Raw genomic sequence first — 25013 nt, forward strand, 5'->3', positions numbered from 1 at the left:
GAGGCGGGCGCCGACAATCGGGGCCGGCAAAACACCAGGGCCCTCGGTTTCCGGCGATCGCCCTCAGCGTCTCTCATCAAACGCCCGCCGCGCTGTCATCGCCAGAACGAGAACGGCCAGAGACCGTGAGTTTTGCGAGTCGCTCTAAAGGCGCGGCCCACTTGCGTTGTTCCGGAGTGCGGCTGCTGCCATAAGCCCGGCATGGCCGCTCCCCCGCTTCTCACCCTTCAAGACGTCGCGCTCACCTTCGGCGGAACCCCGCTGATCGAGCGCGCCGAGTTGACGATCGCACCCGGCGAGCGCGCCTGCCTCGTCGGCCGCAACGGCTCGGGCAAATCGACCCTGATGCGCATCGCCGCGGGCTTGGTGGAGCCGGATCGCGCCGTGCGCTTCGTGCAGCCCGGCACCACCATCCGCTACCTCGCGCAGGAGCCGGACTTTTCCGGCTTCGAGACGACGCTGGCCTTCGCGGAAGCCGGCCTCGCGCCGGGCGACGACGCGCATCGCGCCCGCTATCTCCTAGAGAGTCTGGGGCTCGACGGCACGGAGAACCCCCAGCGCCTGTCGGGCGGCGAGGCGCGCCGGACCGCACTCGCCCAGGCGCTCGCGCCCGAGCCCGACATCCTGCTGCTCGACGAGCCCACCAACCATCTCGATCTCCCCGCCATCGAGTGGCTGGAATCCGAGCTGAAACGCACGCGCTCGGCCCTCATCATCATCAGCCACGACCGGCGCTTTCTTTCGGCCCTGTCGCGATCCACCATCTGGCTCGACCGCGGCGTGACCCGCCGAATCGAGCAGGGCTTCTCGAGCTTCGAAGCGTGGCGCGACGCCTTCTTCGAGGAGGAGGAGCGCGACAAGCACAAGCTCGACCGCAAGATCGCCGACGAGGAACATTGGCTGCGCTACGGCGTGACCGCCCGGCGCAAGCGCAACGTGCGTCGCCTCTCCGACCTGCAGACCCTGCGCAAGCAGAGCCGCGACCACCGCCGCCCGGTGGGGCAGGCGGTGCTGACGGCGAGCGAGGGCGAGGCCTCCGGCACGCTGATCGCGGAAGCCAGGCACGTCTCGAAATCCTACGGCGAGCGCCGGATCGTCCACGACCTGTCCCTGCGCGTGCTGCGCGGCGACCGGCTCGGCATCGTCGGCCCGAACGGGGCGGGCAAGACCACGCTGATCAACCTGCTGACCGGCGCGCTCGCGCCCGATTCGGGCGAGATGCGTCTCGGAACCAGCCTCAACATGGTCCATCTCGATCAGGCCCGTGCCGTACTGGAGGGGAGCGCGACCGTCACGGAGGTGTTGACCGGCGGAAGCGGCGACAGCGTCACGGTGGGCGGGCGCAGCCGCCATGTCATCGGCTACCTCAAGGACTTCCTGTTCGCGCCCGAACAGGCGCGCACGCCCGTGAGCGTCCTCTCCGGCGGCGAGCGAAACCGGCTGCTGATCGCTCGAGCGCTCGCCCAGCCCTCCAACCTCCTCGTGCTCGACGAGCCCACCAACGACCTCGACCTCGAAACCCTGGACCTCCTCCAGGAGATGCTCGGCGACTATGCCGGCACTCTGATTCTGGTGAGCCACGACCGCGACTTCCTCGATCGGGTGGCCGGCACCGTGCTGGTCAGCGAGGGGGAGGGGCGCTGGGTCGAGTATGCCGGCGGCTATTCCGACATGCTGTCCCAGCGCGGGCGCGGCGTGGAGGCACGCAGCGACGGGCGGGAGAAGCCGGCCCGCGAACGGGCCGAGCCGCGGGAGAAGGCGACGCGAACGGAAACCGCTTCGGCGCGGAACAAGCTCGGCTTCAAGGAGCAGCACGAGCTGAAGACCCTGCCCGTCCGCATGGCCGAGTTGGAAACGGGAATCGCCAAACTGCGCGAGGTCCTGTCCGATCCCGGCTTGTATAGCCGCGATCCCGGCCGCTTTCAGAAGGCGACCGCCATGCTCGGTGCGGCGGAAGCCGAACTGGCCGCTGCCGAGGAGCGCTGGCTGACCCTGGAGATGCAGCGCGAGGCACAAGGCGGCTGACCGACCCTCGACGAACCCTGCACAACGCTTCGATCCGTGGAAAACTTTTGCTGGCGGACGGGGATTAAGTTGCGAGGCTGCAACAGAGTGCAGGGAAGCTGCTTTGTGTCAGCTCCGAGACAGTCATCTCTGTTGCTCGTACGGCCACGCTCGCTCATGGTGCCGCTGCGGACGGGATAACCCCGCTGCGGCTTGGCCGACACCCGGATGGGAAGGGCCAAGCTCCAAGGGAAAAAAGGACGGGCCGGAACGACCACGAGATGGTGGGCGCCCGGCTAGAACAGAAGTCCGATCCCGTGGGTCTCGAAACTTCTGGAGGGTATACCATGAAGCTCGTGAAGAGCCTTCTCCTTGGATCGGCAGCGGGGCTGGCCGTCGTGGGTGGGGCTCAGGCCGCCGACCTTCCGGTGAAGAAGGCCGTTCCGATCGAGTACGTCCGCGTCTGCACCGCTTACGGAGCCGGCTTCTTCTACATTCCCGGTACCGATACCTGCCTGCGTGTCTCCGGCCGCGCCCGCGCCGAGTATGGCTATATCGGCAGCGACAACCGCGACATCCCCGGCGGCGGCGATATCTCGGGCTTCACGGGCCTTGCCCGCTTCAACTTCGATGCCCGTACCCAGACCGGCTACGGCACCCTGCGCGCCTTCCTGCGCCTCGACGCCGCGAGCCGTACCGGCAACACGAAGTATTCCTCCGGCACGAACCTGCGCGGCGCCTACGCCTTCTCCGGCACCGGCCAGGACCAGCTCGGCCGCATTCAGAACTTCATCAACGTCGACAAGGCGTTCGTACAGTTCGCCGGCCTGACCGCCGGTCGCGCCTCCTCGTTCTTCGACTTCTACGCCCACGACTTCGAGATCATCGGTTCATCGCTGGGTTCCGACCTGCCGTCCACCAACCTGCTCGCCTATACCCAGAAGTTCGGCGAGGGCTGGTCCGTCACGCTGTCGATGGAAGACCCGAACTACCGCAAGAACCCGCTCTACTCCGACGCGGCCGGCAGCACGGGTCTCGTCCCCGGCCAGGCCGGTCTGAACAACGTGTTCACCACGGCCCCGACCCCGATCATCCTCGGCACCAACGCCGCCGGCAACGCCACCGCCGTGGCCTTCATCGACGCCGTGCAGCGCTCGCGCCTGCCCGACTTCGTCGGCTCGCTGCGCTACGACGCCGCCTGGGGCTCGGCCCAGTTCTCGGCCGCCGTCAAGGACATCAACACCGGCGGCTTCATCGCGGGTTCCTCGATCGGCGTTCCCGGCACCGGCGCCGCGCTGGCCGGCAACACGGCGGCGGCCCTGGCGGCACGCGGCATCAACGCCGGCGCGCAGACCGAGTACGGCTGGGCGATCCAGGGCGGCATGAAGTTCAACCTGCCCTTCATCGCCCCCGGCGACGGCCTCTACCTTCAGGGTGCCTACGGCGAGGGTGCCTCGTTCTACACCGGCATCAACCGCTTCACCGCCGGTTACCTGAGCAACGCCTCGGTCTACGCGGGCAACCCGTTCAACCAGTACCTCGCCGACGCGATCGTCAACCCGCTGACCGGCCGCATCGAGCTGTCCAACAGCTTCACGGCGGTGGCGTCCTACCTCCACTACTGGTCGCCGGAATGGCGCTCGGCCTTCTACGCCAGCTACGGTGAGATCTGGTTCTCGCAGGGCGCCCGCCAGGCGGTCAGCCAGGCAAACTCGGCAGTCGGCGCGGCCTCGACCGTGGCGCCTCCCTCCTACCTCACCAACGCCACCGGCTATAACCTCAGCCCCGCTCTGCGCGACACCTATCAGGTCGTCACCGGCGCGAGCCTGATCTGGTCGCCGGTCAAGGATCTCGATATCGGCGTCGAGGGCCAGTACATCAAAACGGGCGTCAAGAACGGTCGCGTCTCCGACAGCGACAAGGGCGCCTTCGTGAACAACATCCCGACCCGCACCGTCAGCAGCGAGGACGTGTTCCAGGCCCGCTTCCGCGTGCAGCGCGACTTCTAAGCCGAACCGGCCCCCGCCCGCGCGGGAGCCGGACACGACGATCACCTTCCAGACCCCGGCCTCGCGGCCGGGGTTTTTTGTTGCCCCAAGCGGGGGCGGACCACGGGCAGCACGCATCGCCGCCCGTCGGCGCGAAACAGACGCGGCCTTCAAAGCGCCCCGATAGGCCTGTCTTCTGGCCATCATCGCCGGCCGCCGAGGAGGTCGAGCCCATGTCCACGCTGTCGTCCACGCCTTCGCAAGTACCGCCGCACGGCCGCACATTCCGGTCTCGCCTGATTCGAGCCGGCTTAATCGCCGGCCTTCCGCTTCTCGCGCTGATCGCCGCAGCAACTTATTTCGGCATGCTGCGCGTCACGGAACGCCTCGAGCGGGAGGCGGCGGCGATCGCCGCCGCGACCGGAGAGGGGCAGCCCGAGCCCTGGCTAAGGGTCTCGGTGGCAGGCCGCGACCTGACCGCGACGGGCGAAGCGCCGGAGGCGTCCCAGCGCGAGGCGGTCGTCGGTCGGCTCGCCGCCATTGACGGCATCCGCCGCCTCACCGACCGGACCGGTGTGATCGAGGAAGTCTCTCCCTTCGTCTGGTCGGTGGAGCGCCCCGCCGCCGGCCGCGTCGAGGCCACCGGCAGCCGCCCGGCCGAGGTCGGCGCCTTCGAACTGGCCCAGCGCCTGAAGCCGGCCCTGCCGCGTGACGCCACCTTGAGCGACAACGCCCGGGCCGCACGGGGCGCACCGCGCGACTTCCCCGATGCCGCAGCCTTCGCCGTGGAGCGGCTTCAGGATCTCACCACCGGCGCGGTCGCCACGCTCAACGACACCGTCATCTCGATTCGCGGCGAAGCAGCGAGTCTGGCCGCCTACGATGCCCTGCGCACGGCGCTGGCAACCCCGCCCCAGGGCTACACCCTCGGCACGATCGAGATCACGCCGCCGGTCGTCGGAGACTTCCGGTTCGGTGTCTCCCGCCGGCCGGACGGCAGCCTCGAACTGAACGGCCACGTCGCCTCGGAAAGCGCCCGCGAAGAGATCCGGGCAGCCGCCGCGGAGGCCGCGGAGGGGGCGGCCATCGACGACCGCCTGCGCGACGCCCGAGGCCTGCCGCCGGGTATCGATGGCCCGGCCCTGATGCGCTTCGTCTTCCAACTCGCGGGCCTCCTGCACGAGGGGCATGTCAGCTACGAGGGCGAGGTGGTCTCGATCGAGGGCAATGCGCTGGATGCCGGCGCGGTCGCCGAGGCGCAGACGCTGATGCGCGACGCCCGGCCTCCCGGAATCGCCGCGGGCCGCGTGGCACTCTCCGCCCGTCCCATCGTCCCCTACGTCCTACGCATTCGCCGCGGCAGCGACAGCGTCACGGTGAGCGGCCATCTGCCGGATCGGGCGACGCGTGAGGCGCTGCTCGCCCGGCTCAACCCCCGATTCTTCCGCGAATCGATCCACGATCGCACGCGGCTGGCCGATGGTGCACCGGCCGATCTGGGCGCGGCCCTTGCGGCAGCGGTCGATCCGCTCTCGACACTGGCAAGCGGCGAACTGACGATCACCGGCACCAGCCTGCGCCTGGCCGGCACCAGCCTCTATCCCGAGAGCGCTGCCCGCCTCGCTCGATCCCTGCCGAAGGCGATGCCGGCGGGCTGGAACGCCACGGTTGCCGTCACCTCCGACGCGGCCCCCTCGGCGACGGCCGATATGGGGCCGTGCGGCCAGCGCCTCGCCGAGCGCACCGCCGGGCATCCCCTGCGCTTTGCCCCGGGCAGCACGGCGCTCGCGCCCGAGTTCTATCCGGTGCTCGACGCGGTCGCGGCGCTGGCGCGTGCCTGTCCGGCGGAGCGAATCGAAGTTGTGGGTCATCTCGACCCGGTGGGCGTGAAGCCCAAAGCCCAGACCGACCCGGTTGCCGACGAAGCCGCGAAGGAGACGGCACCCAAGCCCGCCAAGGCGGACACCAAGAAGGACGCGAAGGCCAACAAGGGCAGCAAGGGCAAGGCCGAGACGAAGCAGGAGGCGGCCAAGCCAGAAACGAAGTCTGAACCGAAGCCCGAGAAGACTGAAGCCGAGCGGGTGGAAGCCAGCGCCGACCTCGCGCGGGCACGGGCGCTCGCGGTGGTGGATTACCTCCAGAAGGCCGGTGTGCCGCTGGAACGCGCTGCCGCGCCGACGGGCGTCGCACCGCTCTCCGACCGCCAGGGAATCGGCCTCAGCCTGCGCTCGTGACCTGCTCGTCGCCGCGCTGCGGGCAAGGCTCGGGCGCTCCGCCTCACGCCGCCCCCTCCGACGGACCGTCCGTTTCCGGGGCCAGCCCCCAGATCCGCTGCTTGCGCCCGACGCCGCGCAGGGCGAACTCGCCGACCGAGACGAGCGATGCCCCGCAACGTCGGGCGAAGGCATCGGAGAGGAGCAGCGACCGCTCCAAGCCGTCGCAGAGCCGCTCGATCCGGCTCGCCTCGTTGACCGCTCGGCCGATCACCGTGAAGTCGAGGCGCCGGTCGGTGCCGACATTGCCGGAGACGACACGCCCGTAATGCAGCACGATGTCCGCCTCCAGGGGCGGCAGCCCACCATGGCGGCGGGACGCGTTCAGCCGGGCGTTGCGCGCCAGCGCCTCGCGCGCCGCATCGAGCGCGCCCCTACAGGCCGGGCAGGCGAGGGCATCCGGCTCGGCGACGGGGAAGACGGCGAGAAAGCCGTCGCCGAGAAATTTCGAGATCTCGCCGCCATGGCGCTGCACCGGCTCGCCGAGCGCATCGAAATGCTCGTCGAGCCAGCCCACCACCTTCAGCGGGTCGTCGCGATCCGCCACCGCCGTGAAGCCGCGCAGGTCGGCGAGCAGAATCGCGGCGTGGACCACCGTGCTCTGCCCGCGCCGCATCTCGCCCGCGAGAACCCGCGCCCCCGTCGCCGGTCCGAGATAGGTGCCGAGCATCTCGCGCATCGTGTGCGACAGGCTGAGCTTGGCCGTGACCAGAGCGATCACCTGCACCAGGCCGGCCAAGGCCGCCTGCTCCGACCCGGTGAAGCCGCCGGACCGGTCGGTGGCGAACGAGATGCCGACGCCCTCCATGGCGCTGCCGGGGGCGAAGGCGGCGGCGTGGAGCAGGTAGTCGGTCGCACCCTGCTGCCTCAGCTCACTCAGGAGCGGTAGATCGGGACAGCCGTTCGAACGGTCGAGCCGCCAGCGCACGAAGGAAAGGTCGTTCGCCCGCAGCCAGCCGACGGGGCTGCGGAAGACCGTGTCCTCGCCCTCCGGTCCGTGCACCGTCGGAAACACCGCCGTGCCCTGTCCGCGCCGCCACGCGACGCTCACCCCGCGGAAGACGGGGTCGATGACCGGCACCGCCAAGCTGAAGCGCCAGAGCGGAAGGCCCGCCGCGGCCAGCGCCTCGCAGAGTTCCGCGATGATCGTTTCCGCCTCATCCGACTCGGTCGCGCGCGCGATCAGTCGGGTTTCGATGTCGCGGAGGGCAGAGGCTAAGATCGGGTCCGTGATGGCCATGGCGGCCCACTCTATCCGCGCCCCTGCGGCGATCCAAAAGCATCGGGCGGGCGATGCCTGTGGGAAATCGACGGCACAGCGGCCTTGCCCAGATGTTCGGAACCCTTCAACCGTGCCGCACGATGCCGGGAACAACGACATGGACGACGCTGCCGATATCGCGAGCCGATTCGCGTTCCTCGCGGAGATCGACGGGCTCAAGGCCGTGCTGCGCCAGAACCGGACCATCGGCGAGCGTCGGCGCGAGAACTCGGCCGAGCATTCGTGGCATCTGGCGATGTTCGCGCTCGTTCTCGGCGATCTCGCGCCCGGTCTCGACTTGAACCGCGTCGTCGCGATGCTGCTGGTGCACGATATCGTCGAGGTCGATGCCGGCGATGTGCCGATCCATGGCGCCTATGACGCCGCCGCCCTGGCGCGGGTCGAGGAAGCTGCAGCCGCGCGGATCTTCGGCCTCCTGCCGGAACCGCAGCGGGACCGCTTCGTCGCGCTGTGGCGGGAATTCGAGGCGAGCGAGACGGCGGAGGCCCGGTTCGCCAAGGCGCTCGACCGGCTCCAGCCGCTGCTGCTCAATACGCTGACCGAGGGCGGCACCTGGGCCGAGAACGGCCTCAGCGAGGCGCAGGTAATGGCACGCTACCAGCCGGTGATCGAGCGCGGCGTCCCCGGTCTCTGGCCCTTCGTGGAAGCGCTGGTCCGCCGCCACTACCAGGGTCACGCCACTACGGTGTGACCGGCTGCGCTTCGGCGCTGATGGCGGTGCGGGCGCCGCGGGCGAGGTCGCGCTCGATCATGAGCGCGCTCTTGCCGTCGAGGCGGTTGCGGTAGACCTGCAGGTTCTCCATCACCCGCTGCACGTAGTTGCGCGTCTCGGTGAAGGGGATGCGCTCGACCCAATCGATCGGATCGACATCCGGCCGGCGCGGGTCGCCGTAGGCGTCGACCCATTTCTTCACGTTGCCGCCGCCCGCATTGTAGGAGGCGAAGGCGAGGATGTAAGAGCCCTTCCAGTCTTCCATCAGCTCGCCGAGATGGGCTTGGCCCAGCCGCGCGTTGTAGGCGGGGTCGCTGGTGAGGCGGTCCGTTTCATAAGAGGTCGAGACGCGCTTGGCGGTGCGCTGGGCGGTGGCCGGCATCATCTGCATCAGCCCCCTGGCGCCGACGCCGGACTGGGCGCGGGGATCGAACTGGCTTTCCTGCCGGGCGATGGCGAAGACCATGGCGCGCTCGACCTGCGGCACCGCGGTGAAGGTCTCGTAATCGGGGATGCCGATGGTCGGGTAGGCATGGGTGTCCAGCGCCAGCCCCCGCTGCGTGGCGAGCTTGCCGATGGAGACCAGCGCCCGCGCGTCGCGCATCTCCACCGCGGCCTCGCCCAGCGCGTTGACCTGCGCCTCCTCGGTCAGCGAGCGGGCGGCATCGATGTAGAGCGGCAGCGCCAACTCCTTCATCTGAGCGGCGGCCAGAAGCTTCAGGCCGCGCACGAAGAGCCGGTCGTCGAAGGCGGCGCGCGCCGTCGGGCTCAATTCGGCGGCGCGGCGCAGGGGCAGGCTGTGCTGGCCGAGCCGGGCGCGGGCGAGCTGCCCGTAATAGGCGATCGGCTGAAGCGCGGCGCGCTCGTAGAAGCTCTTCGACTCGATGGTCTTGCCCGCGGCTTCCGCCGCGCGGCCCTGCCAATAGGCGGCACGCGCCAGCGAGATCGGCGTCTCGGCGACACTCGCGGCTTGCGCGAAGTGCCGCTCGGCCGCGGCCGGATCGGCCATGAAGCGGAGCGCGATCCAGCCCGCGTGGAATTCGGCCTCGATCCGCTTCTCGGAGGTGCGGGCGGAATGCGCGGCGGCGACGGCGTAGGCAGTCTTGGTCTCGCCCGCATCCATCAGTTTGCGAGCGACGATGCGGCGCTCGACCCACCACGTGTCACCGTCGGCGAGCACCTCCGGGTTGGTCGGCGCGGCGAGCAGCACCTTGGCCGCCTCCGGCGCCTTGTCGGCGCGGCGGAAATACTGGGCGCGCGAGAGCAGGTAGGACGAATCGTTGCGCAGCGACGGCGGCACCGCCGCGAGTGCGGCCGCCGCCCCGGCTTTGCCCTGCACCGCCCGGCGGGCGCGCACGAGGCTGGCATAGGAGCCGCCGGCATATTCGGCCGCGCGCGCGGCGGTGACCCAATCCTCCTTCAGGAGGGCGCGCTCCATCCGGTAGCGGTGGTCGATGACCGTGAGCACGCCGGGGAAAGCGTCGGTGACCTTGGCCTCAAGGCTGCGCCCGAAACTCTCCTCGCGCCACAGGTCATGCACGAGTTCGGCCGCATCCGCCTCGAGCCCGTCGGCGCGCAGGGCCAGGGCCAGGGCGAACTTGCCCGGCGCGCTCGCCGGCTTGGCGCTCGCGAAATAGGCGCGCACCACGCCTGGGCTCTTCTTCTCCGTGAGCAGCCGCTCCTCGGCCCGGCGGCGCAGCAGGGGGCCCGCCGGCCAATCGGGATTGGCGCGCGAGAAGGCGACGACCCGCTCGAAGCTGACGCCGGCACCCGCACGGATCGCGACCCATTCGAGCAGCGCCCGCGCCGCCGGATCGGAGAAGCCTGCGGCGAGCCGGTCGCCGTCGGAGACCTTGCCCTTGCGGTAGAGGTCGATCGTCTCGCGGAGTTGGCCGAGATCGGTCTCGCCGAAGGCGACCGGCCGGGCCGGGTCCGGCACCTCAGGGGAGGGGGCGGCCGGAGATACGGCCGCATCCGGCAACGGGAAGGCGACAGGGCCATCCGCTTCGGTCGAGGCGTAGGAGGACGCCGCGGCGGGCAGGGGCTTGTCGGAGGCCGCTTCGCCGGCACTCGGATCGAGGCGCAGCGCGTCCGCCGCGACGGGATCCGAGGCGGGGCCCTGGCCGTCGCTCGGCTGCCCGGCGGGCGCGGTGGCATCGCTCGCGGGGGCGGCGGGGGCGGAGGCTGGCTGCGGGTTGCGGAGTTCGATGGCCCCGCCGCGCTGTGGTAGCACGGCCGTGCCGGACAGCAGCAGGCCGAGGAGCAGGGGCAGGGAGCGTGTGGGCAACGCCATGATCTGAGACACCCCGACCGGAGGCCAAGCCTTAAGCTGGGCCCCGGTCCGTTAAGATGGCATTAACTGCGCAAGCGAAGCGTTTGCGCACGGACGGGGGAGGGCCTATGTCTCGCGCGTCCCAAGCGCGGCCCGTACGCGGCCGCAGCCACCGGGGCACGCCAGGAAACAGGCAAGAAGAACGGCCGGGAACGCCAGGATGACCGATACCCACGCCCGCCTTCGCGGCTCGATGACCGCGCTCGCGACCCCGTTCCGCGACGGCGAGTTCGACGAGTTGGCCTTCCGGAAATTCGTGAACTGGCAGATCGAGCATGGCACCCACGCCCTGGTGCCGACCGGCACGACCGGCGAGAGCCCGACGCTGAGCCACACCGAGCACGACCGCGTGGTCGAGGTCTGCGTCGCCGAGGCCGCCGGCCGGGTGCCGGTGATCGCGGGCGCCGGATCGAACTCGACGCGGGAGGCCGTCGCGCGGGCCCGTCATGCCGAGAGCGTCGGCGCGGATGCGGTGCTCACCGTCACGCCCTACTACAACAAGCCGACGCAGGAGGGGATGTACGCCCACTTCAAGGCGGTGAACGACGCCGTCGGCATCCCGATCATCATCTACAACATCCCCGGCCGGTCCGTGGTCGACATGAGCGTCGACACCATGAAGCGGCTGTTCGAACTGAAGAACATCGCCGGCGTGAAGGATGCCACGGCCAAGATCGACCGTGTCAGCCTCCAGCGACAGGCATTGGGAGAAGACTTCATCCAGCTTTCTGGCGAAGATGCGACGGCGCTCGGCTTCAACGCCCATGGTGGGGTCGGCTGCATCTCCGTGGTCTCGAATGTCGCACCCCGGCTCTGTGCTGATCTGCAGGAAGCGACACTGGCGGGCGACTATGCCAAGGCCCTGAAGATCCAGGACCGGCTGATGCCGCTGCACGTGCAGATGTTCTACGAATCGAACCCGGTGCCGGCGAAATACGCTCTCTCGCGCCTCGGGCTGATGTCGGAGGAGGTGCGCCTGCCGCTGGTGCCGGCGACCGAGGGCTGCCGCCGGGCGGTCGATGCCGCGCTCGCTCATGCCGGCCTGATCTGACGCCGCCGGATTGATTCGACAAGATCCGGCGGGAAGCCTCGCCGGAAAACGTGGCGGCCCCCATATCGGTGGCAATCCCCACACCGGTGGACTGTCGCCTGATCACGAACCTGAAGACGAATGGCACCCAAACCCGATCCCGGCCGGCGCGTCGTCGCCGACAACCGCTCCGCCCGCTACCACTACGCGATCGAGGACACGCTCGAGGCCGGCATCGCGCTGACCGGCACCGAGGTGAAATCGCTGCGCGGCGGCAAGGCGACGATCGGTGAGTCCTATGCCGGGCCGTCCGGCAACGACCTGATGCTGTTCAACGCCTACATCCCGGAATATCTGGAGGCGAACCGCTTCAACCACGACACCAAGCGGCCCCGCCGCCTGCTGCTGCACCGCCGCCAGATCAACAAGCTGATCGGCGCGACCCAGCGCCAGGGCTATACGGTGATTCCGCTGAAGATCTACTTCAACGACAAGGGCCGGGCGAAGGTCGAGCTGGGCCTTGGCAAGGGCAAGCAGCTCCACGACAAGCGCGAGACCGTCAAGCAACGCGACTGGCAGCGCGACAAGGCTCGCCTGATGCGCGACAAGGGCTGAGTCCGGCCCTCGACGTTTCGGCGCCGGGACATGCCGGACCCGTCCGATCGGCGATGCCCCCCGAGCGAGCACCGACGCGCTCCGCCATCACCGCAAAATGACGCGATCCGGAGCGCGTCTTCTCCGGATAGGGCAGGGCGCCGGATGAGTTCGGCGCGGCCTCACGATCGACGGCAACGGGTCTTCACCCGCCACCGCGATCCGAGCATCAAAGCTCCGCTCAGCCTTCCGCTTCCTCGTCGGTCGCGCCGGGCCGGATGCCGTAGCGGCTCTCGAGACCGGGGTTGGGGCGGGGCGCGCGCTCGGCGAAGTCGCGGCGGGGGCTGTCACCGGGCGCGCGGGCGGTGCGCTCGCTCGGGTCACGGCCGATCCGGCTTGCGAGATGGGCGAGATCGATGAACTCGTCCGCCTGACGCCGCAGGTCGTCGGCGATCATCGCCGGCTGGGTCTGGATGGTGGAGACGACGGAGACGCGAACGCCGCGGCGCTGGATCGCTTCCACGAGCGAGCGGAAATCACCGTCGCCGGAGAACAGCACCATGTGGTCGATGTGGGGGGCCAGTTCGAGCGCGTCGATGGCGAGCTCGATATCCATGTTGCCCTTGATCTTGCGGCGCCCGGCGGAGTCGGTGAATTCCTTCACCGGCTTGGTGACGACCCGATAGCCGTTATAGTCGAGCCAATCGATCAGCGGGCGAATCGAGGAATACTCCTGATCCTCGATCATTGCCGTGTAATAGAAAGCACGAATAAGATTATCGCGGCTCTGGAAATCCTTGAGCAGCCGCTTGTAGTCAATGTCGAAACCGAGCGCCTTCGTGGTCGCATACAAATTTGCACCATCGATAAAGACTGCGGTACGTTGCTTATCACTCATCGATTGACCCATGCTCTTGAGATGAAAGAGTTTGTTTTTAGAAATTCAGACATGAATGCAGTACATGAAACCGCGGATTCAATGCGCTGCCGAAGTCCGGCATCCCTGCACTCTCGACGCATAGCAATTTTTGCATTCCGAACCACGCTGTCCGTTCGGAAGGGCGTGATCCGGCCAACGGGATCGCAGTGTCGGAAAGGTGCAGGACTCGGAACAGCGTAGCAGAGTCCGGCCCGAATCCCCCCTTGTGGTGACCGAGCACGCAATTCCTGTCAAGCGCCAGAAAGAGTTAAGGCCGCCGGCGCCAAATCCAACCGAAGATGATTTTACGCAACCCAGAGCGTATTCTATCAAATCATTTTCGTACTAGCGGTTGCGGCATAGCTTCCACAAGAATGAGCCGCGGTATTTACATACCTGAAGTTGCCGCAAAGAGCGAGTCGACATGAGTTGCCTGCCCAGAACCTTCGCGGTCGCCGCCGAACCGGCATCCGTCCCGTGCCGTCACGCCGCGGGTCAGGGCTTCGGCAAGGCCCGGCTGCCTGGCTTGACCGGGGGGATAGCGGCCAGCTCGGCGGGCAAGGCGTCCGGTGCGTAAGTCGGGATGTCGAGCGTGACCAGGGACAGGAGCGGCACGCCGATCTCGCCGCGTCCGCCCGAACGGTCGATCAGGCAGGCGGCACCCACCACCTCGCCCTCCTCATCCTTCAGCGAGGCGAGGCACTCCCGGGCCGAGAGGCCTGTCGTCACGATGTCCTCGACGATGACGGCACGGGTGCCGGCGGGGATCGAGAAGCCGCGGCGCAGGGTGAAGGGACCGCCGGGGTCGCGCTCGACGAAGATCGCCTTGGCGCCGAGATGGCGGGCGGTCTCGTAGCCGGGGATGATGCCGCCGATGGCCGGAGAGACCACGATGTCGATCCGGCCGAAGCGGGCTGTGATGATTTCGGCCAGCGCCCGGCACAGCCGCTCGGTGCGCGCGGGATCGGAGAAGATCGTCATCTTCTGCAGGAAGGTGGGCGAGCGCAGGCCGGAGCTGAGAATGAAGTGTCCCTGCAGCAGGGCCCCTGCGGAACGGAACTCTTCGAGAACGTCTTCCGGCGTCATGATCACCTGCTCGCCAAACCGTGTTCCGCTGCTTCTTGCAGCGGCGCAAGCGGGGCGCAAGCCGAAGGCCAAATGCATCAACTGAGAGTGCATCGACCGCGACGACGGCCGCCGAACCGCCATTCCCCTCGGTGGCGCGTCTCCGAGACTCTAGTTCCGCACGCGAAGTGGCTCCCGGCGCCGATCAGGACGGGTCTCGTAGGCGGGCGGGGGATAGGACGGATCGTAGGCCGGCCCGTCAAAGTAGGGGTCGTAGGCCCGGGGCAGCAGCGCGCCGAGCTGCACCCCCTCGCTCCCGCCGCGCTGGATCATCGTGCGCATGCCCGGCTGCAGCTTGCTGTCATCCAGGTCGTCGGGATGGGCGGGAACGAGCGGCAGACCCTCGGTGCCGCCGCGCTGGATCATCGTCCGCATACCGGGCTGCAGACCCTGCGCGCCGGCCTCGTCAGTGAGCGGGATGCCGAGCGCGAGGATGACGGCGGTGACCAGGGAAAGCCTCATGGTGGTCGCTCCGGAAAAGCGCGTCGCAAACCCAGCCGTCCATAGGCTGGTTCCGTGACGGAATGACCTGTCCCGGGATCGGTTCCGGCAAGCGGCGCCCACAGGATCGACCGTCAGCCGTTCACCCGCTCGACGCGGCTCACCGAGCGCTTGCCGCGCAGATCCGCGACGATGGCCGTGAGGTGCTTCAGATCCGGCACCGAGAGGTCGATGGAGATGTCGGTGAAGTCCTGCGTGCGACGCTTCATCGAAACATTGTCGATGTTGCCGTCATGCTCGGCGATCACCTGGGCGATCTGCGCCAGCGTGCCGGGCTCGTTGATCGATTCGAGCGCGAGTTTGGCGGGGAAGCGCTCCTGCGAGCCTTCCACGTCCCAGCGCACGTCGAGCCAGCGCTCGGGCTCGTTGTCGAAGGCGGCGAGCGCGGCCGACTGAATCGGGTAGATCGTCACGCCGACGCCGGGGGTGAGGATGCCGACGATGCGGTCTCCCGGCAGGGCGCCGCCGTTCGGGGCGAAGCTCACCGGCAGGTCGCCGGCGAGACCGCGAATCGGAATGCTGGCCAAGGCCGAGGCCCCCTCGGCATCACCCGAGAAGGTCAGCCGCATGGTCTGATCCTTGGAACGGGTAAGGCGCCCCGCCGCGCCATTGGCCGCCGGACCGCCGCTCGCCCCCGCGCGCCGCTCCTCCTTGAAATCGGGATAGACGGCCTTCACCACGTCGCCGGAGAACATCTCGCCGCGCCCGACGGCGGCGAACACGTCCTCGGTGCTCGCGCGGGCGAGTCGGGGCAGCGAGCCGCGCAGCTTCTCCTCGGAGAAGCTCTTGCCGGCCCGCTCGAAGGCGCGGTCGAGGATCTGGCGGCCGAGACCGGCATATTGGCGCCGCACGGCGGCGCGGGTCGCCCGCCGGATCGCCGAGCGCGCCTTGCCGGTGACGACGAGCGATTCCCACGCGGCCGGCGGCGAGGCGCCGTCGGAGCGGGCGATCTCGACCTCGTCGCCGTTGGCGAGTTCGTGCAGCAAGGGTGCGAGCCGTCCGTTGATCTTGGCACCCACCGCCGTGTTGCCGACATCGGTATGCACCGCGTAGGCGAAATCGATCGGCGTGGCGCCCCGCGGCAGGGCGATCAGGCGGCCCTTGGGCGTGAAGCAGAACACCTGATCCTGGAACAGCTCCAGCTTGGTGTGCTCCAGAAACTCTTCCGGCGAGTCGCCCTCGGCCAGAAGCTCGATGGTGCGGCGCAGCCATTGGTAGGCACCGCTCTCGGTGGCCAGGCGCGGGTGGATCTCGCCCTCGGCGCCCTCGTTGGAGGCCTCCTTGTAATGGGCGTGGGCGGCGATGCCGTACTCGGCGATCTCGTCCATCTCGGCGGTGCGGATCTGCAGCTCGACACGCTGGCGCTTCGGCCCGATCACCGTGGTGTGGATCGAGCGGTAGTCGTTCTGCTTGGGCGTCGAGATGTAGTCCTTGTAGCGGCCCGGCACCATCGGCCAGCTCGTATGCACGACGCCGAGCGCGGCGTAGCACTCGGCCAGGGTGCCGACGATGACGCGGAAGCCGACGATGTCGGAGAGCTGTTCGAAGGCGACCGACTTGCGCTCCATCTTCGACCAGATCGAGAACGGCTTCTTCAGCCGCCCTTTCACGTGAGCGGCGATGCCGCGCGCAGCGAGCCGGGCGGTGAGGTCGTGCTCGATGCTCTCGATCACGCTGCCGGACTTGGCCGAGAGGTCTTCGAGCCGCTTGGTGATGGTGGCGTAGACCTCGGGCTTCAGCGTGCGGAACGAGAGGTCTTCCAGCTCGTCGCGCAGCTCCTGCATGCCCATGCGGCCGGCGAGCGGCGCGTAGATGTCGAGGGTCTCCTCGGCGATCCGCGCCCGCTTGTCGTCGCGCATGAAGTGGAGCGTGCGCATGTTGTGCAGGCGGTCGGCGAGCTTCACCAGAAGCACCCGCACATCCTCGGCCACCGCCAGGAGGAGCTTACGGAAGTTCTCGCCCTGCACCGCCCGCTTCGAGACGAGGTCGAGGCGCTTGAGCTTGGTCAGCCCGTCCACCAGCGCGCCGATCTCAGGCCCGAAGATCTCGCGGATCTCGTCGAGCGTGGCGGCGGTGTCCTCGACGGTGTCGTGCAGGACGGCCGCGACGATGGTCGCATCGTCGAGGCGCAGGTCGGTGAGGATCGCGGCGACTTCGAGGGGATGGGCGAAGAACGGATCGCCGGAGGCGCGCTTCTGCGTGCCGTGCGCCCGCATGGCGTAGACGTAGGCGCGGTTGAGAAGCGCCTCGTTCGTGGCGGGATTGTAGCGCTTGACCCGCTCGACGAGTTCGTACTGGCGCATCATCCGCCGAAGGATCCTGCTCTCAATCTGCAAGGGGGCCCGGCCGGAAGGGCGCGGTCGATCGCATGATACATTCCTGCATCGGCGGCCGTTGCGCCAGACCCATGGCGTCGCGGCGCGAGCGCGACTGTTGCGCCCACTCTGCGGGAGAGCGCGACATGAGAACGCCCGCCGCTCGGGGACCGAGGGCGGGCGTGAAACGCGCGGGCCGAATCGCCGAAAGGGCTTACTCGCCTTCGTCGTCGGTCTCGGTCGGGGGCGCGAGGTTCTCCAGGCCGCGGAGGAGATCCTCCTCGCTCATGAAGTCGAACTGCACGTTCTTGTCGTCCGAGGAGGACTGGGGTGCCACCGCGGCGGCGGCGGGCGAGCTCGACAGGAGTGGCACGGTCTCGGCCTCGGGCTCGTCCACCTCGACGTATTTCTGCATCGAGTGGATGAGCTGCTCCTTCAGATCCTCGGCCGTGATGGTCTCGTCGCCGATCTCGCGAAGGGCCACGACGGGGTTCTTGTCGCGGTCGCGCTCCACGGTCAGCGGGGCGCCGGCGGCGAGCAGGCGCGCCCGGTGGCTGGCGAGCAGGACCAGCTCGAAGCGGTTCTCGACCTTCTCGATGCAGTCTTCGACGGTGACGCGAGCCATGCGAGGCGGCTCCTTCCTCAGGCGCGGATACGAACGATATGCGTGATGAACGGGCTTCCTACACCGGTTATCGCTGTCCAACAAGTCGCGGGAGCGGTTGAGAATCCGTCTCTCCCGGTCCACATGGAAAGCGGCGCCGGTCGACCCCGGCGCCGATCCCGGCCGGCCTTGAACCGGCGCCAGCGGACCCGAGGATTCTTCACATGTTCATTCAGACCGAAGCCACGCCGAACCCCGCCACGCTCAAGTTCCTGCCCGGCCGCGTCGTGCTCACCGACGGGACCTTCGAGGCCCGCGACACCGCGACCGCCGAGCGCTCGCCGCTGGCCACCGCTCTGTTCGCGGTGCCCGGCGTCTCGGGCGTCTATTTCGGGCACGACTTCATCTCCGTCACCAAGGCCGACGGCGTCAACGAGTGGCCGCAGGTGAAGCCCGCCGTGCTCGGCGCGATCATGGACCACTTCCAGTCCGGCCGCCCGGTTCTGGCCGAGGGCACGGCGCTCGCCGAGGACGAGACGGAGGAGTTCTACGACGAGGCCGATCACGACACCGTGGCCACCATCAAGGACCTGCTGGAGACCCGCGTGCGCCCGGCGGTGGCGGGCGACGGCGGCGACATCACCTTCCGCGGCTACCGCGACGGCATCGTCTACCTCGAGATGAAGGGCGCCTGCTCGGGCTGCCCGTCCTCCACCGCGACCCTGCGCCAGGGCGTGCAGAACCTGTTCCGCCACTTCCTGCCCTCCGTGCGGGAAGTCCAGGCGATCTAATCGGCGGCCCCGCCGCCCGGCTTCCCCTGGCATCGGCGCAACACCGCACCGCTTCCTTGGGGAGGTCGGCCGCGGATGCGCTGACGGGGAGGGCGGTTTTGTCCTATGATTAGCCCGAAGGCGGGCGCTTGCGGCCCGCCGCCGGATGGAATCGACGTTTGCGGATCCTTGCCATCGATACGGCGCTCGAAGCCTGCGCTGCCTGCGTGGCCACCGACGACAGCGACGACCTGCTCGCCGAGGAGTCGATGCCGCTCGTGCGCGGGCACGCCGAAGCGCTCCTGCCGCTGATCGAGCGGGTCATGGCTCGGGTCGAGGGCGGCTTCGAAGGTCTCGACCGCGTCGCGGTCACGGTCGGGCCCGGCAGCTATACGGGCTTGCGCGTCGGCCTCTCCGCCGCCCGCGCCATCGGGCTCGCCGCCGGCATTCCGGTCGTGGGCGTGACCACTCTGTCCGCCCTGCTCGCGCCGCAGCTCGCCCTCAACGGCGACGATACGGTGGCCGCCGCGATCGATGCGCGTCACGGCGCCGTCTACCTCCAGGCCATGAGCGTGAGGGAAGGCACGGTGATTCCGCCCCGGCACATCGCTTTGGAGGAGGCGGTGACCCTGCTCGGCAAGCGACGGGCGATCCTCACCGGCTCCGGCGCTCCCGCGCTCGCGGCGGCAGCCGCTGCCGCCGGCCTCTCCGTCGACGTCGCCGAGACCGGCGCGCCGCAGATCGCCTGGGTCGCCTCGCTCGGGCTCGTCGCCGATCCGGACCAGGCGCTGCCGCGCCCCCTTTACCTGCGCGGGCCCGACGCCCAGCCGCAGCAGCATGCGAGGCTCGCAAGGGCATGACGCGGACCGTCTCCCCGTTCTGGCCGCTCGATTGGTGGTCCGCATGGTGGGACGCCTGGGGCTCCGTGCCCTACGTCGCGCCGCTGCGGGACGCCGGTCAGGCGTCCGACCTGGAAAAGCTGCACGCCACCGCCTTCGCCCGCCCCTGGGCGGCCCACGAATTCGAGCGGATGCTGTGCGAGCGCTCGACGGAGGCGCATGCCCTGCGCCGGGGCAATGCGCTGCTGGGCTTCGTGCTGTCGCGTAAGGCCGTGGACGAGGCGGAAATCCTCACCATCGTTCTGGCGCCGTCCGCCCGCGGCGGCGGCCACAGCCACCGGCTCCTGCGCGAGCACCTGACCGCTTTGGCCTATGCCGGCATCCGCACCGTCCATCTCGAAGTCGACGAGGGCAACACGCCGGCCCTGAAGCTCTACACCCGCCACGGCTTCCTCAAGATCGGCGAGCGCAAGGGCTACTACCCGCTGCCCGACGGCAGCCGGGCCACGGCGCTGACCATGAGCGCGACGCTGTCGTGAAGCGTTGCGGGAGCGCATCCGCCCGATGACGCGCATCGGCATCGGCCTCCGCCTCTTCGTCCAGGCGGTGGCCTTCCTGATCGTAATCGGGCCGCACTGGCTCAGCCTGCGCTTTGGCCGGGGCCGGCTCGCGGCGCACATCGCGATGCTGTTCCACCGCCTGTTCCTGCGCCTGTTCTCCGTTCGGGTGACGCAGAGCGGCACGCCGCCGCAGCCGGGCGAGCCGGCGCTCGTGCTCTCGAACCACGTCTCCTGGCTCGACATCGTCGCGCTCGGGTCGCTGCGCCCGCTCTCCTTCGTGGCCAAGTCGGAAATCGCGGGCTGGCCGCTGATCGGCCTGCTGGCCAAGCTCCAACGCACCGTCTTCATCGAGCGCTCCAAGCGGACGGCGACCGCCCACGTCAACGCCACGGTCGGGCAACGGCTGGCAAATGGCGACCTGATCGTGCTGTTCGCCGAGGGCACCACCGGCGATGGCCTGCGCCTGCTGCCGTTCCGCTCCTCGCTGGTCGGCGCCGCCCGGACGGCGCTGACGGCGCAGACCGGCGGACTCGCGCGCATCCGGCTCCAGCCCCTGGCGCTGGGCTACCCGCGCCGCAACGGCCTGCCGGTGACCCGCGCCGAGCGGCCGGAGATCGCATGGTACGGCGACATGGAACTCGCGCCGCATCTCGCCCTGTTCGCCCACCGCGGCCCCATCGACGTGCACGTGAACTGGGGCGCGCCGATCGCCTTCGAGGCCGCCACCGACCGCAAGGTCGCGACCCTGCAGGCCGAGGCCGCCGTGCGGCAGGGCCTGCGCCAGATCCACCTCGGCGGGGCCGCCCCCCGTCCGATGCCGGCGGCGCCGGAAACAATCGGGGAGGGCGCCGACGTCTCGGCGCCGGGCGTCGCCGCGGTGTGACCGTTCAGGCTGGCAGGGGGAAGGTCGCCGCCTGGCCGCGAACGATCCCGCCCTCATCCACGAGTTGCCAGACGATGCCCTCGGCGACCGGGAAGCGCCGCCCATCCTTGGCAACGCGAATGCCGGCATAATCCGAGACGAATCCGTCTCGGGCGACCGCATCGAGCAGGCGCTGGCGCTCGGCCCGCTCCGGCGCCTCGGCCGAGAGCCGCGAGGGCATGCCGACGATGTCGTCCCAGCGGTAGCCGAAGGCCCGCTGCGCCGCCCGGTTGGCGTAGACGAAAAGCGGGTCGGGGCCCGTGTCGTGGGCCAGCACCGCGAAGGGCGCCGACGCGTAGAGCCAGTCCGGCCCGAGATCCGGCGCAGGCACGAGCGGGCGGCCGACGAGGCGCAGGAAGCTGCCGGTCAGCAGGGTGAAGAAGCGGGGATCGCCTTGGAGATGCACCATCGCTCTTCATCCCTCCCGAAGGCGCCCTACGCACCCGGCCGCAATTGACCTGCACCGACACGGCTGCGACCAGAACGTGCATCGGATCGGGGGACTCAATGACCGAAAAGCCTCTGGCGACCTATCGCCCGGTTTTCGTTCTGTGGATCGCGTTGCTGCAACAGGTTCCCTTACAACTTTTCTTCACAGTTTGGGCCGCCGGCTTCTTCGGCGGGATGTACCATGAGGCTTTCGGGGCTTCGACGACGTTGGCAAATTCCCTCGCCGCCATCGGCTCGGTCGTCTTCATCGGATTTCCTGTCGTCGTCGTCATTTCACGCGCGATGAACTACCGCACGACGCGCTATCGCCTCTATCCTGATCGAATCGAGATCGAGGAAGGCTTCCTGACCATCCATGCCAAACGCCTGATGTTCCGCGATATATGCGAGGCGTCGCTGCGGCGTGGGGTGCTCCAGCGCAGCATCGGGCTGGGCTCCGTCTGTCTCGACACGCAAGCTGCCGGGGCTCTCAAACCCTGGAGTCTCTTCAACTCATTGGGCCTGAGCAGCACCCTCGGCAGCGGCGCGATGATCAGGGACATCCCCGACGCCGACCAAGCGTACGAACGCCTGCGCGGCCTCATCGATGCAGCGCGCCGCGACTGACGCCGCGACGACCTGCGAGAAATGTGCTAGTCGCAGCCGCTCCGTGCCATCGGACCCCTGTTGAATCGATGAGCGGCGGCCTTTCGGCCTCGTGCCGGCTGCCTCGGGATACGATCTTGAAGAAAGCCTACGTCAAGTCCTACGGCTGCCAGATGAACGCCTACGACGCCGGCCGCATGGCCGACGTGCTGGCGGCCGAGGGCTACAGCGCGACGGACTCGGTCGAGGAGGCCGATGTCGTCGTCCTCAACACCTGCCACATCCGCGAGAAGGCCGCCGAGAAGGTCTATTCCGAACTCGGGCGCCTGCGGGTGCTGAAGGGCGAGCGGGCCGAGAGCGGGCACGACACCCGCATCGTGGTCGCAGGCTGCGTCGCGCAGGCGGAAGGCCGCGAGATTCTTTCGCGCGCACCGGCGGTCGATGTCGTCGTCGGCCCGCAGAGTTATCACCGCCTGCCCGATTTGTTGCGCCAATCGCGAACAAGCCGCGTCGTCGACACCGAATTTCCGGCCGAGGACAAGTTCGACCACCTGCCCGCCCGGCGCAACCGCGGCGTCACCGGCTTCCTCACCGTGCAGGAGGGCTGCGACAAGTTCTGCGCCTTCTGCGTCGTGCCCTATACCCGCGGCGCGGAGGTCTCGCGCCCGGTGGCGGCGGTGGTGGAAGAAGCGCGCCGCCTCGTCGAGGGCGGGGTGCGCGAGATCACCCTCATCGGCCAGAACGTCAACGCCTATCACGGCGACGGGCCGGACGGCGCACCCGCGACCCTCGGCCACCTGATGGACGCGCTGTCCGCGGTGCCGGGCCTCCTGCGCCTGCGTTACACGACGAGCCACCCCAACGACTTCGCGGATGATCTCATCGCCGCGCACGAAAAAAACCCGCTGGTGATGCCCTACCTGCACCTGCCGGTGCAGTCGGGCTCGGACCGCATCCTCCAGGCGATGAACCGGCGCCACACGGGCGATGCCTACCGCCGGCTGATCGAGCGCATCCGAAGCGCGCGGCCCGACATCGCCCTGTCCTCGGATTTCATCGTCGGCTTTCCCGGCGAAACCGATGCCGATTTCGTGCAGACCATGCGGCTCGTCTCCGATATCGGCTTTTCGGCGGCGTTCTCGTTCAAGTACAGCCCGCGGGCCGGCACGCCCGCGGCGGAACGCGAGGATGCGGTGCCGGAGGCGGTGAAGACCGAGCGGCTCGCCGCCCTCCAGGAACTCCTCGACCGGCAGCGCCACGCCTACAATGCGGCGAGCGTCGGCACGCTCACCGAGATCCTGGTGGAGAAGACCGGCCGGCATCCGGGTCAGGTCGCCGGCAAGACGCCGCATCTCCAGGCGGTGCAGTTCGATGCGCCGGCCTCGACCATCGGCTCGGTGGTGCGGGTGCGGATTACGCGGGCGGGCTCCAACAGCCTGTTCGGCGAAGCGCTGGAGGGTGCGGCGGCGGCCGCGTGACCTATATGAGGCCCATCACCATGCCGGATCTCTCGCGTGCCGATTGACGTTGCGTCCGCCCGTGGCCCTGCCGGCCGCAACAACCGCCCCTCACCGGGGCGTCCGGGTCTCGCAGAGACCGTAGAGGTCTCGCTCACCTTCGACGACAACCGGCTCGCCAGCCTCGTCTTCGGCCAGTACGACCAGAACGTCGCCCATATCGAGCGGCGACTCGGCATCACCGGCACCGCGCTCGGCAACCACCTCGTGGTCAAGGGCACGCCCGAGGCCGCCGAGAAGGCGCGGCGCGTGTTCGAGCGGCTCTACACGCGGGTGCAGAAGGCCGGCACGACCCTGACGCTCGGCGACGTGGACGGGGTGATCCAGGAGGTCACCGTCCAGGGCAACCTGTTCCCCTCCGCCGAGATCGTCGCCGATAACGGCCGCGAGCAGTTCGAGCAGATCGCCACCCGCAAGCGCGGTGCCGTGCGCGCCCGCAACGCCGCGCAGAGCGACTACATCAAGCTCCTGCGCGCCAACGAACTCGTCTTCGCGGAAGGCCCCGCCGGCACCGGCAAGACCTGGCTCGCGGTCGGCCACGCGGTCTCGCTGCTGGAGCAGGGCCATGCCGAGCGCCTGATCCTGTCGCGCCCGGCCGTCGAGGCCGGCGAACGGCTCGGCTTCCTGCCCGGCGACATGCGCGAGAAGGTCGATCCGTATCTTCGCCCGATCTACGACGCGCTCTACGATTTCATGGAGGCGCGCCACGTCGATCGCGGCCTCCAGACCGGCATCATCGAGATCGCCCCGCTCGCCTTCATGCGCGGGCGCACCCTGACCAACGCCGTGGTGCTGCTCGATGAGGCGCAGAACACCACTTCCATGCAGATGAAGATGTTCCTGACCCGATTGGGCGAGAACTCGCGCATGATCATCACCGGCGATCCCAGCCAGATCGACCTGCCGCCGGGTCAGAAATCCGGCCTTGTGGAGGCGGTCAACGTGCTCGACGGCGTCGAGGGCATCGGCCGCGTGCGCTTCCGCGATGTGGACGTGGTGCGCCACGACCTCGTGCGCCGGATCGTCACCGCCTACGAATCCGCCGCCCACGGCGAGAGCGAGGCCGACCGCAACCCGAACCCGCGGCGCCGGCCGCTGGCGTGAGCGGCGACATCAATCGCGGCGGCCTATGGGGCACCGCACGGGCGTTGACGGTACTGACCAGAAACCACACATGAGCGACAACGAGATCGACATCGCCGTCGAGGATGCGCGCTGGGAACAGGCGATCCCCGAATTGGAGGCGTTCACGCTGCGGGCGGTCGAGGCGGGATTGGCCATTCTGCCCGATTCGGCCTCCGGACCCGTCGAAGTGAGCATCCTGCTTGCCGACGACGCCACCGTCCAAGCGCTCAACCGCACGTGGCGGAACAAGGATAAACCCACCAACGTGTTATCGTTTCCGGCCGCGGAGCAACCGTTCCGGCCGGGTCTGGCCCGGCCTCTCGGCGATGTGGTTCTTGCGTATGACACGCTCGTGCGCGAGAGTGCGGAGCGGTCGAAGCCCTTCGAGCACCATTTCGCCCACCTCCTCGTCCATGGCACCCTTCACCTTCTCGGACAGGACCATGAGACCGGCGAGGCTGAGGCCGACGCCATGGAGGCGCTCGAGGTCGCCGCGCTCCGCGCACTCGGCATTCCAAACCCTTACGACGACTGATCTCCGGCACTCCCGCCGTATCCAACCTAGA

At 68.9% G+C, this 25013-nt stretch carries 22 protein-coding genes; 14 read left to right on the top strand and 8 right to left on the bottom strand.

All coding sequences use genetic code 11. The annotated features are described in order from the left end of the window. The first annotated feature begins 201 nt into the window (after positions 1–201). The 3 genes from Y590_RS15025 (at position 202) to Y590_RS15035 (ending at position 6226) form a co-directional block, all read left to right on the top strand. Positions 202–2025: an ABC-F family ATP-binding cassette domain-containing protein gene (locus tag Y590_RS15025; protein ID WP_060770565.1), complete on the top strand. Its 1824-nt coding sequence runs from the start codon at positions 202–204 to the stop codon at positions 2023–2025. A gap of 326 nt (positions 2026–2351) precedes the next feature. Next, the gene (locus tag Y590_RS15030) at positions 2352–4013 is read left to right on the top strand and encodes a porin (RefSeq protein ID WP_060770566.1); all 1662 of its coding nucleotides are present in this window, start codon (positions 2352–2354) and stop codon (positions 4011–4013) included. A gap of 212 nt (positions 4014–4225) precedes the next feature. Continuing rightward, positions 4226–6226 (top strand): OmpA family protein, encoded by a 2001-nt coding sequence (locus Y590_RS15035; protein WP_060770567.1) that lies wholly within the window; start codon positions 4226–4228, stop codon positions 6224–6226. Between the two features lie 43 nt (positions 6227–6269). Here the strand turns inward: Y590_RS15035 and Y590_RS15040 are convergent, their stop codons facing one another. Further along, complete coding sequence (locus Y590_RS15040) at positions 6270–7505, bottom strand: adenylate/guanylate cyclase domain-containing protein (RefSeq protein WP_060770568.1); 1236 nt, start codon at positions 7503–7505, stop codon at positions 6270–6272. A 139-nt stretch (positions 7506–7644) separates the two neighbouring features. On the opposite strand from Y590_RS15040, the gene Y590_RS15045 reads away from it, so the two are divergent. Next, a complete protein-coding gene (locus Y590_RS15045) occupies positions 7645–8238 on the top strand; it encodes an HD domain-containing protein (RefSeq protein ID WP_060772305.1) in 594 nt (197 codons plus the stop codon). On the opposite strand, the gene Y590_RS15050 is transcribed toward Y590_RS15045, so the two are convergent. After that, positions 8228–10552 carry a lytic transglycosylase domain-containing protein gene (locus tag Y590_RS15050; protein ID WP_060770569.1) on the bottom strand — a complete coding sequence of 775 codons (2325 nt, stop codon included), beginning with the start codon at positions 10550–10552 and terminating at the stop codon, positions 8228–8230. The two genes, Y590_RS15045 and Y590_RS15050, sit on opposite strands and share 11 nt — an antisense overlap. A 199-nt stretch (positions 10553–10751) precedes the next feature. On the opposite strand from Y590_RS15050, the gene dapA reads away from it, so the two are divergent. Together dapA and smpB are read left to right on the top strand one after the other, a co-directional pair. Continuing rightward, the gene (dapA, locus tag Y590_RS15055) at positions 10752–11642 is read left to right on the top strand and encodes a 4-hydroxy-tetrahydrodipicolinate synthase (RefSeq protein WP_060770570.1); all 891 of its coding nucleotides are present in this window, start codon (positions 10752–10754) and stop codon (positions 11640–11642) included. Positions 11643–11762: 120 nt separating this feature from the next. Beyond that, positions 11763–12236 carry an SsrA-binding protein SmpB gene (gene smpB / locus Y590_RS15060; protein ID WP_060770571.1) on the top strand — a complete coding sequence of 158 codons (474 nt, stop codon included), beginning with the start codon at positions 11763–11765 and terminating at the stop codon, positions 12234–12236. Between the two features lie 220 nt (positions 12237–12456). Here the strand turns inward: smpB and Y590_RS15065 are convergent, their stop codons facing one another. From Y590_RS15065 to rpoZ, 5 genes are all read right to left on the bottom strand, one after another. After that, positions 12457–13113 (bottom strand): LabA-like NYN domain-containing protein, encoded by a 657-nt coding sequence (locus tag Y590_RS15065; protein ID WP_060772306.1) that lies wholly within the window; start codon positions 13111–13113, stop codon positions 12457–12459. A 516-nt stretch (positions 13114–13629) separates the two neighbouring features. Next, positions 13630–14220 carry an orotate phosphoribosyltransferase gene (pyrE, locus tag Y590_RS15070; protein WP_060772307.1) on the bottom strand — a complete coding sequence of 197 codons (591 nt, stop codon included), beginning with the start codon at positions 14218–14220 and terminating at the stop codon, positions 13630–13632. 150 nt (positions 14221–14370) lie between these two features. Next, positions 14371–14721, bottom strand: coding sequence for a hypothetical protein (locus tag Y590_RS15075; protein WP_060770572.1), 351 nt, complete (start codon positions 14719–14721; stop codon positions 14371–14373). A gap of 113 nt (positions 14722–14834) precedes the next feature. Next, positions 14835–17066: a RelA/SpoT family protein gene (locus Y590_RS15080; protein WP_060770573.1), complete on the bottom strand. Its 2232-nt coding sequence runs from the start codon at positions 17064–17066 to the stop codon at positions 14835–14837. Between the two features lie 223 nt (positions 17067–17289). Further along, positions 17290–17700 carry a DNA-directed RNA polymerase subunit omega gene (rpoZ, locus tag Y590_RS15085; RefSeq protein ID WP_003602879.1) on the bottom strand — a complete coding sequence of 137 codons (411 nt, stop codon included), beginning with the start codon at positions 17698–17700 and terminating at the stop codon, positions 17290–17292. Between the two features lie 203 nt (positions 17701–17903). On the opposite strand from rpoZ, the gene Y590_RS15090 reads away from it, so the two are divergent. The 4 genes from Y590_RS15090 to Y590_RS15105 all read left to right on the top strand — a co-directional run bounded on the left by Y590_RS15090 (position 17904) and on the right by Y590_RS15105 (position 20731). Beyond that, the gene (locus tag Y590_RS15090; RefSeq protein WP_060770574.1) at positions 17904–18470 is read left to right on the top strand and encodes a NifU family protein; all 567 of its coding nucleotides are present in this window, start codon (positions 17904–17906) and stop codon (positions 18468–18470) included. A gap of 158 nt (positions 18471–18628) precedes the next feature. Next, the gene (gene tsaB / locus Y590_RS15095) at positions 18629–19309 is read left to right on the top strand and encodes a tRNA (adenosine(37)-N6)-threonylcarbamoyltransferase complex dimerization subunit type 1 TsaB (RefSeq protein WP_060770575.1); all 681 of its coding nucleotides are present in this window, start codon (positions 18629–18631) and stop codon (positions 19307–19309) included. Next, positions 19306–19827: a GNAT family N-acetyltransferase gene (locus tag Y590_RS15100; RefSeq protein WP_060770576.1), complete on the top strand. Its 522-nt coding sequence runs from the start codon at positions 19306–19308 to the stop codon at positions 19825–19827. Before tsaB ends, Y590_RS15100 begins: the two co-directional genes overlap by 4 nt. Positions 19828–19852: 25 nt before the next feature. Beyond that, positions 19853–20731 carry a lysophospholipid acyltransferase family protein gene (locus tag Y590_RS15105; RefSeq protein ID WP_060770577.1) on the top strand — a complete coding sequence of 293 codons (879 nt, stop codon included), beginning with the start codon at positions 19853–19855 and terminating at the stop codon, positions 20729–20731. A 4-nt stretch (positions 20732–20735) separates the two neighbouring features. Here the strand turns inward: Y590_RS15105 and Y590_RS15110 are convergent, their stop codons facing one another. After that, complete coding sequence (locus Y590_RS15110) at positions 20736–21179, bottom strand: MEKHLA domain-containing protein (RefSeq protein ID WP_083530868.1); 444 nt, start codon at positions 21177–21179, stop codon at positions 20736–20738. Between the two features lie 98 nt (positions 21180–21277). Between Y590_RS15110 and Y590_RS15115 the strand changes: the two genes are divergently transcribed. The 4 genes from Y590_RS15115 to ybeY all read left to right on the top strand — a co-directional run bounded on the left by Y590_RS15115 (position 21278) and on the right by ybeY (position 24982). Beyond that, positions 21278–21826, top strand: a complete 549-nt coding sequence (locus Y590_RS15115) for a PH domain-containing protein (protein WP_060770578.1) — start codon at positions 21278–21280, stop codon at positions 21824–21826. 116 nt (positions 21827–21942) lie between these two features. Next, positions 21943–23283 carry a tRNA (N6-isopentenyl adenosine(37)-C2)-methylthiotransferase MiaB gene (miaB, locus tag Y590_RS15120; protein WP_060772309.1) on the top strand — a complete coding sequence of 447 codons (1341 nt, stop codon included), beginning with the start codon at positions 21943–21945 and terminating at the stop codon, positions 23281–23283. Positions 23284–23319: 36 nt separating this feature from the next. Then, a complete protein-coding gene (locus tag Y590_RS15125; protein WP_060770579.1) occupies positions 23320–24426 on the top strand; it encodes a PhoH family protein in 1107 nt (368 codons plus the stop codon). Between the two features lie 70 nt (positions 24427–24496). Continuing rightward, the gene (ybeY, locus tag Y590_RS15130) at positions 24497–24982 is read left to right on the top strand and encodes an rRNA maturation RNase YbeY (RefSeq protein WP_060770580.1); all 486 of its coding nucleotides are present in this window, start codon (positions 24497–24499) and stop codon (positions 24980–24982) included. Positions 24983–25013: the final 31 nt, after the last annotated feature.

The sequence above is a fragment of the Methylobacterium sp. AMS5 genome (assembly GCF_001542815.1).
In the GTDB taxonomy this organism is placed as follows: Bacteria; Pseudomonadota; Alphaproteobacteria; order Rhizobiales; family Beijerinckiaceae; genus Methylobacterium.

What these genes read in the sequence shown, in the direction of transcription:
- Y590_RS15075 (WP_060770572.1), bottom strand. Translation starts at nt 14,721, where the DNA reads ATGAGGCTTTCCCTGGTCACCGCCGTCATCCTCGCGCTCGGCATCCCG.
- Y590_RS15050 (WP_060770569.1), bottom strand. Translation starts at nt 10,552, where the DNA reads ATGGCGTTGCCCACACGCTCCCTGCCCCTGCTCCTCGGCCTGCTGCTG.
- Y590_RS15090 (WP_060770574.1), top strand. Translation starts at nt 17,904, where the DNA reads ATGTTCATTCAGACCGAAGCCACGCCGAACCCCGCCACGCTCAAGTTC.
- ybeY (WP_060770580.1), top strand. Translation starts at nt 24,497, where the DNA reads ATGAGCGACAACGAGATCGACATCGCCGTCGAGGATGCGCGCTGGGAA.
- rpoZ (WP_003602879.1), bottom strand. Translation starts at nt 17,700, where the DNA reads ATGGCTCGCGTCACCGTCGAAGACTGCATCGAGAAGGTCGAGAACCGC.
- Y590_RS15035 (WP_060770567.1), top strand. Translation starts at nt 4,226, where the DNA reads ATGTCCACGCTGTCGTCCACGCCTTCGCAAGTACCGCCGCACGGCCGC.
- Y590_RS15030 (WP_060770566.1), top strand. Translation starts at nt 2,352, where the DNA reads ATGAAGCTCGTGAAGAGCCTTCTCCTTGGATCGGCAGCGGGGCTGGCC.
- Y590_RS15105 (WP_060770577.1), top strand. Translation starts at nt 19,853, where the DNA reads ATGACGCGCATCGGCATCGGCCTCCGCCTCTTCGTCCAGGCGGTGGCC.
- smpB (WP_060770571.1), top strand. Translation starts at nt 11,763, where the DNA reads ATGGCACCCAAACCCGATCCCGGCCGGCGCGTCGTCGCCGACAACCGC.
- pyrE (WP_060772307.1), bottom strand. Translation starts at nt 14,220, where the DNA reads ATGACGCCGGAAGACGTTCTCGAAGAGTTCCGTTCCGCAGGGGCCCTG.
- dapA (WP_060770570.1), top strand. Translation starts at nt 10,752, where the DNA reads ATGACCGATACCCACGCCCGCCTTCGCGGCTCGATGACCGCGCTCGCG.
- Y590_RS15025 (WP_060770565.1), top strand. Translation starts at nt 202, where the DNA reads ATGGCCGCTCCCCCGCTTCTCACCCTTCAAGACGTCGCGCTCACCTTC.
- Y590_RS15065 (WP_060772306.1), bottom strand. Translation starts at nt 13,113, where the DNA reads ATGAGTGATAAGCAACGTACCGCAGTCTTTATCGATGGTGCAAATTTG.
- Y590_RS15080 (WP_060770573.1), bottom strand. Translation starts at nt 17,066, where the DNA reads ATGATGCGCCAGTACGAACTCGTCGAGCGGGTCAAGCGCTACAATCCC.
- Y590_RS15115 (WP_060770578.1), top strand. Translation starts at nt 21,278, where the DNA reads ATGACCGAAAAGCCTCTGGCGACCTATCGCCCGGTTTTCGTTCTGTGG.
- Y590_RS15100 (WP_060770576.1), top strand. Translation starts at nt 19,306, where the DNA reads ATGACGCGGACCGTCTCCCCGTTCTGGCCGCTCGATTGGTGGTCCGCA.
- Y590_RS15110 (WP_083530868.1), bottom strand. Translation starts at nt 21,179, where the DNA reads ATGGTGCATCTCCAAGGCGATCCCCGCTTCTTCACCCTGCTGACCGGC.
- Y590_RS15045 (WP_060772305.1), top strand. Translation starts at nt 7,645, where the DNA reads ATGGACGACGCTGCCGATATCGCGAGCCGATTCGCGTTCCTCGCGGAG.
- Y590_RS15040 (WP_060770568.1), bottom strand. Translation starts at nt 7,505, where the DNA reads ATGGCCATCACGGACCCGATCTTAGCCTCTGCCCTCCGCGACATCGAA.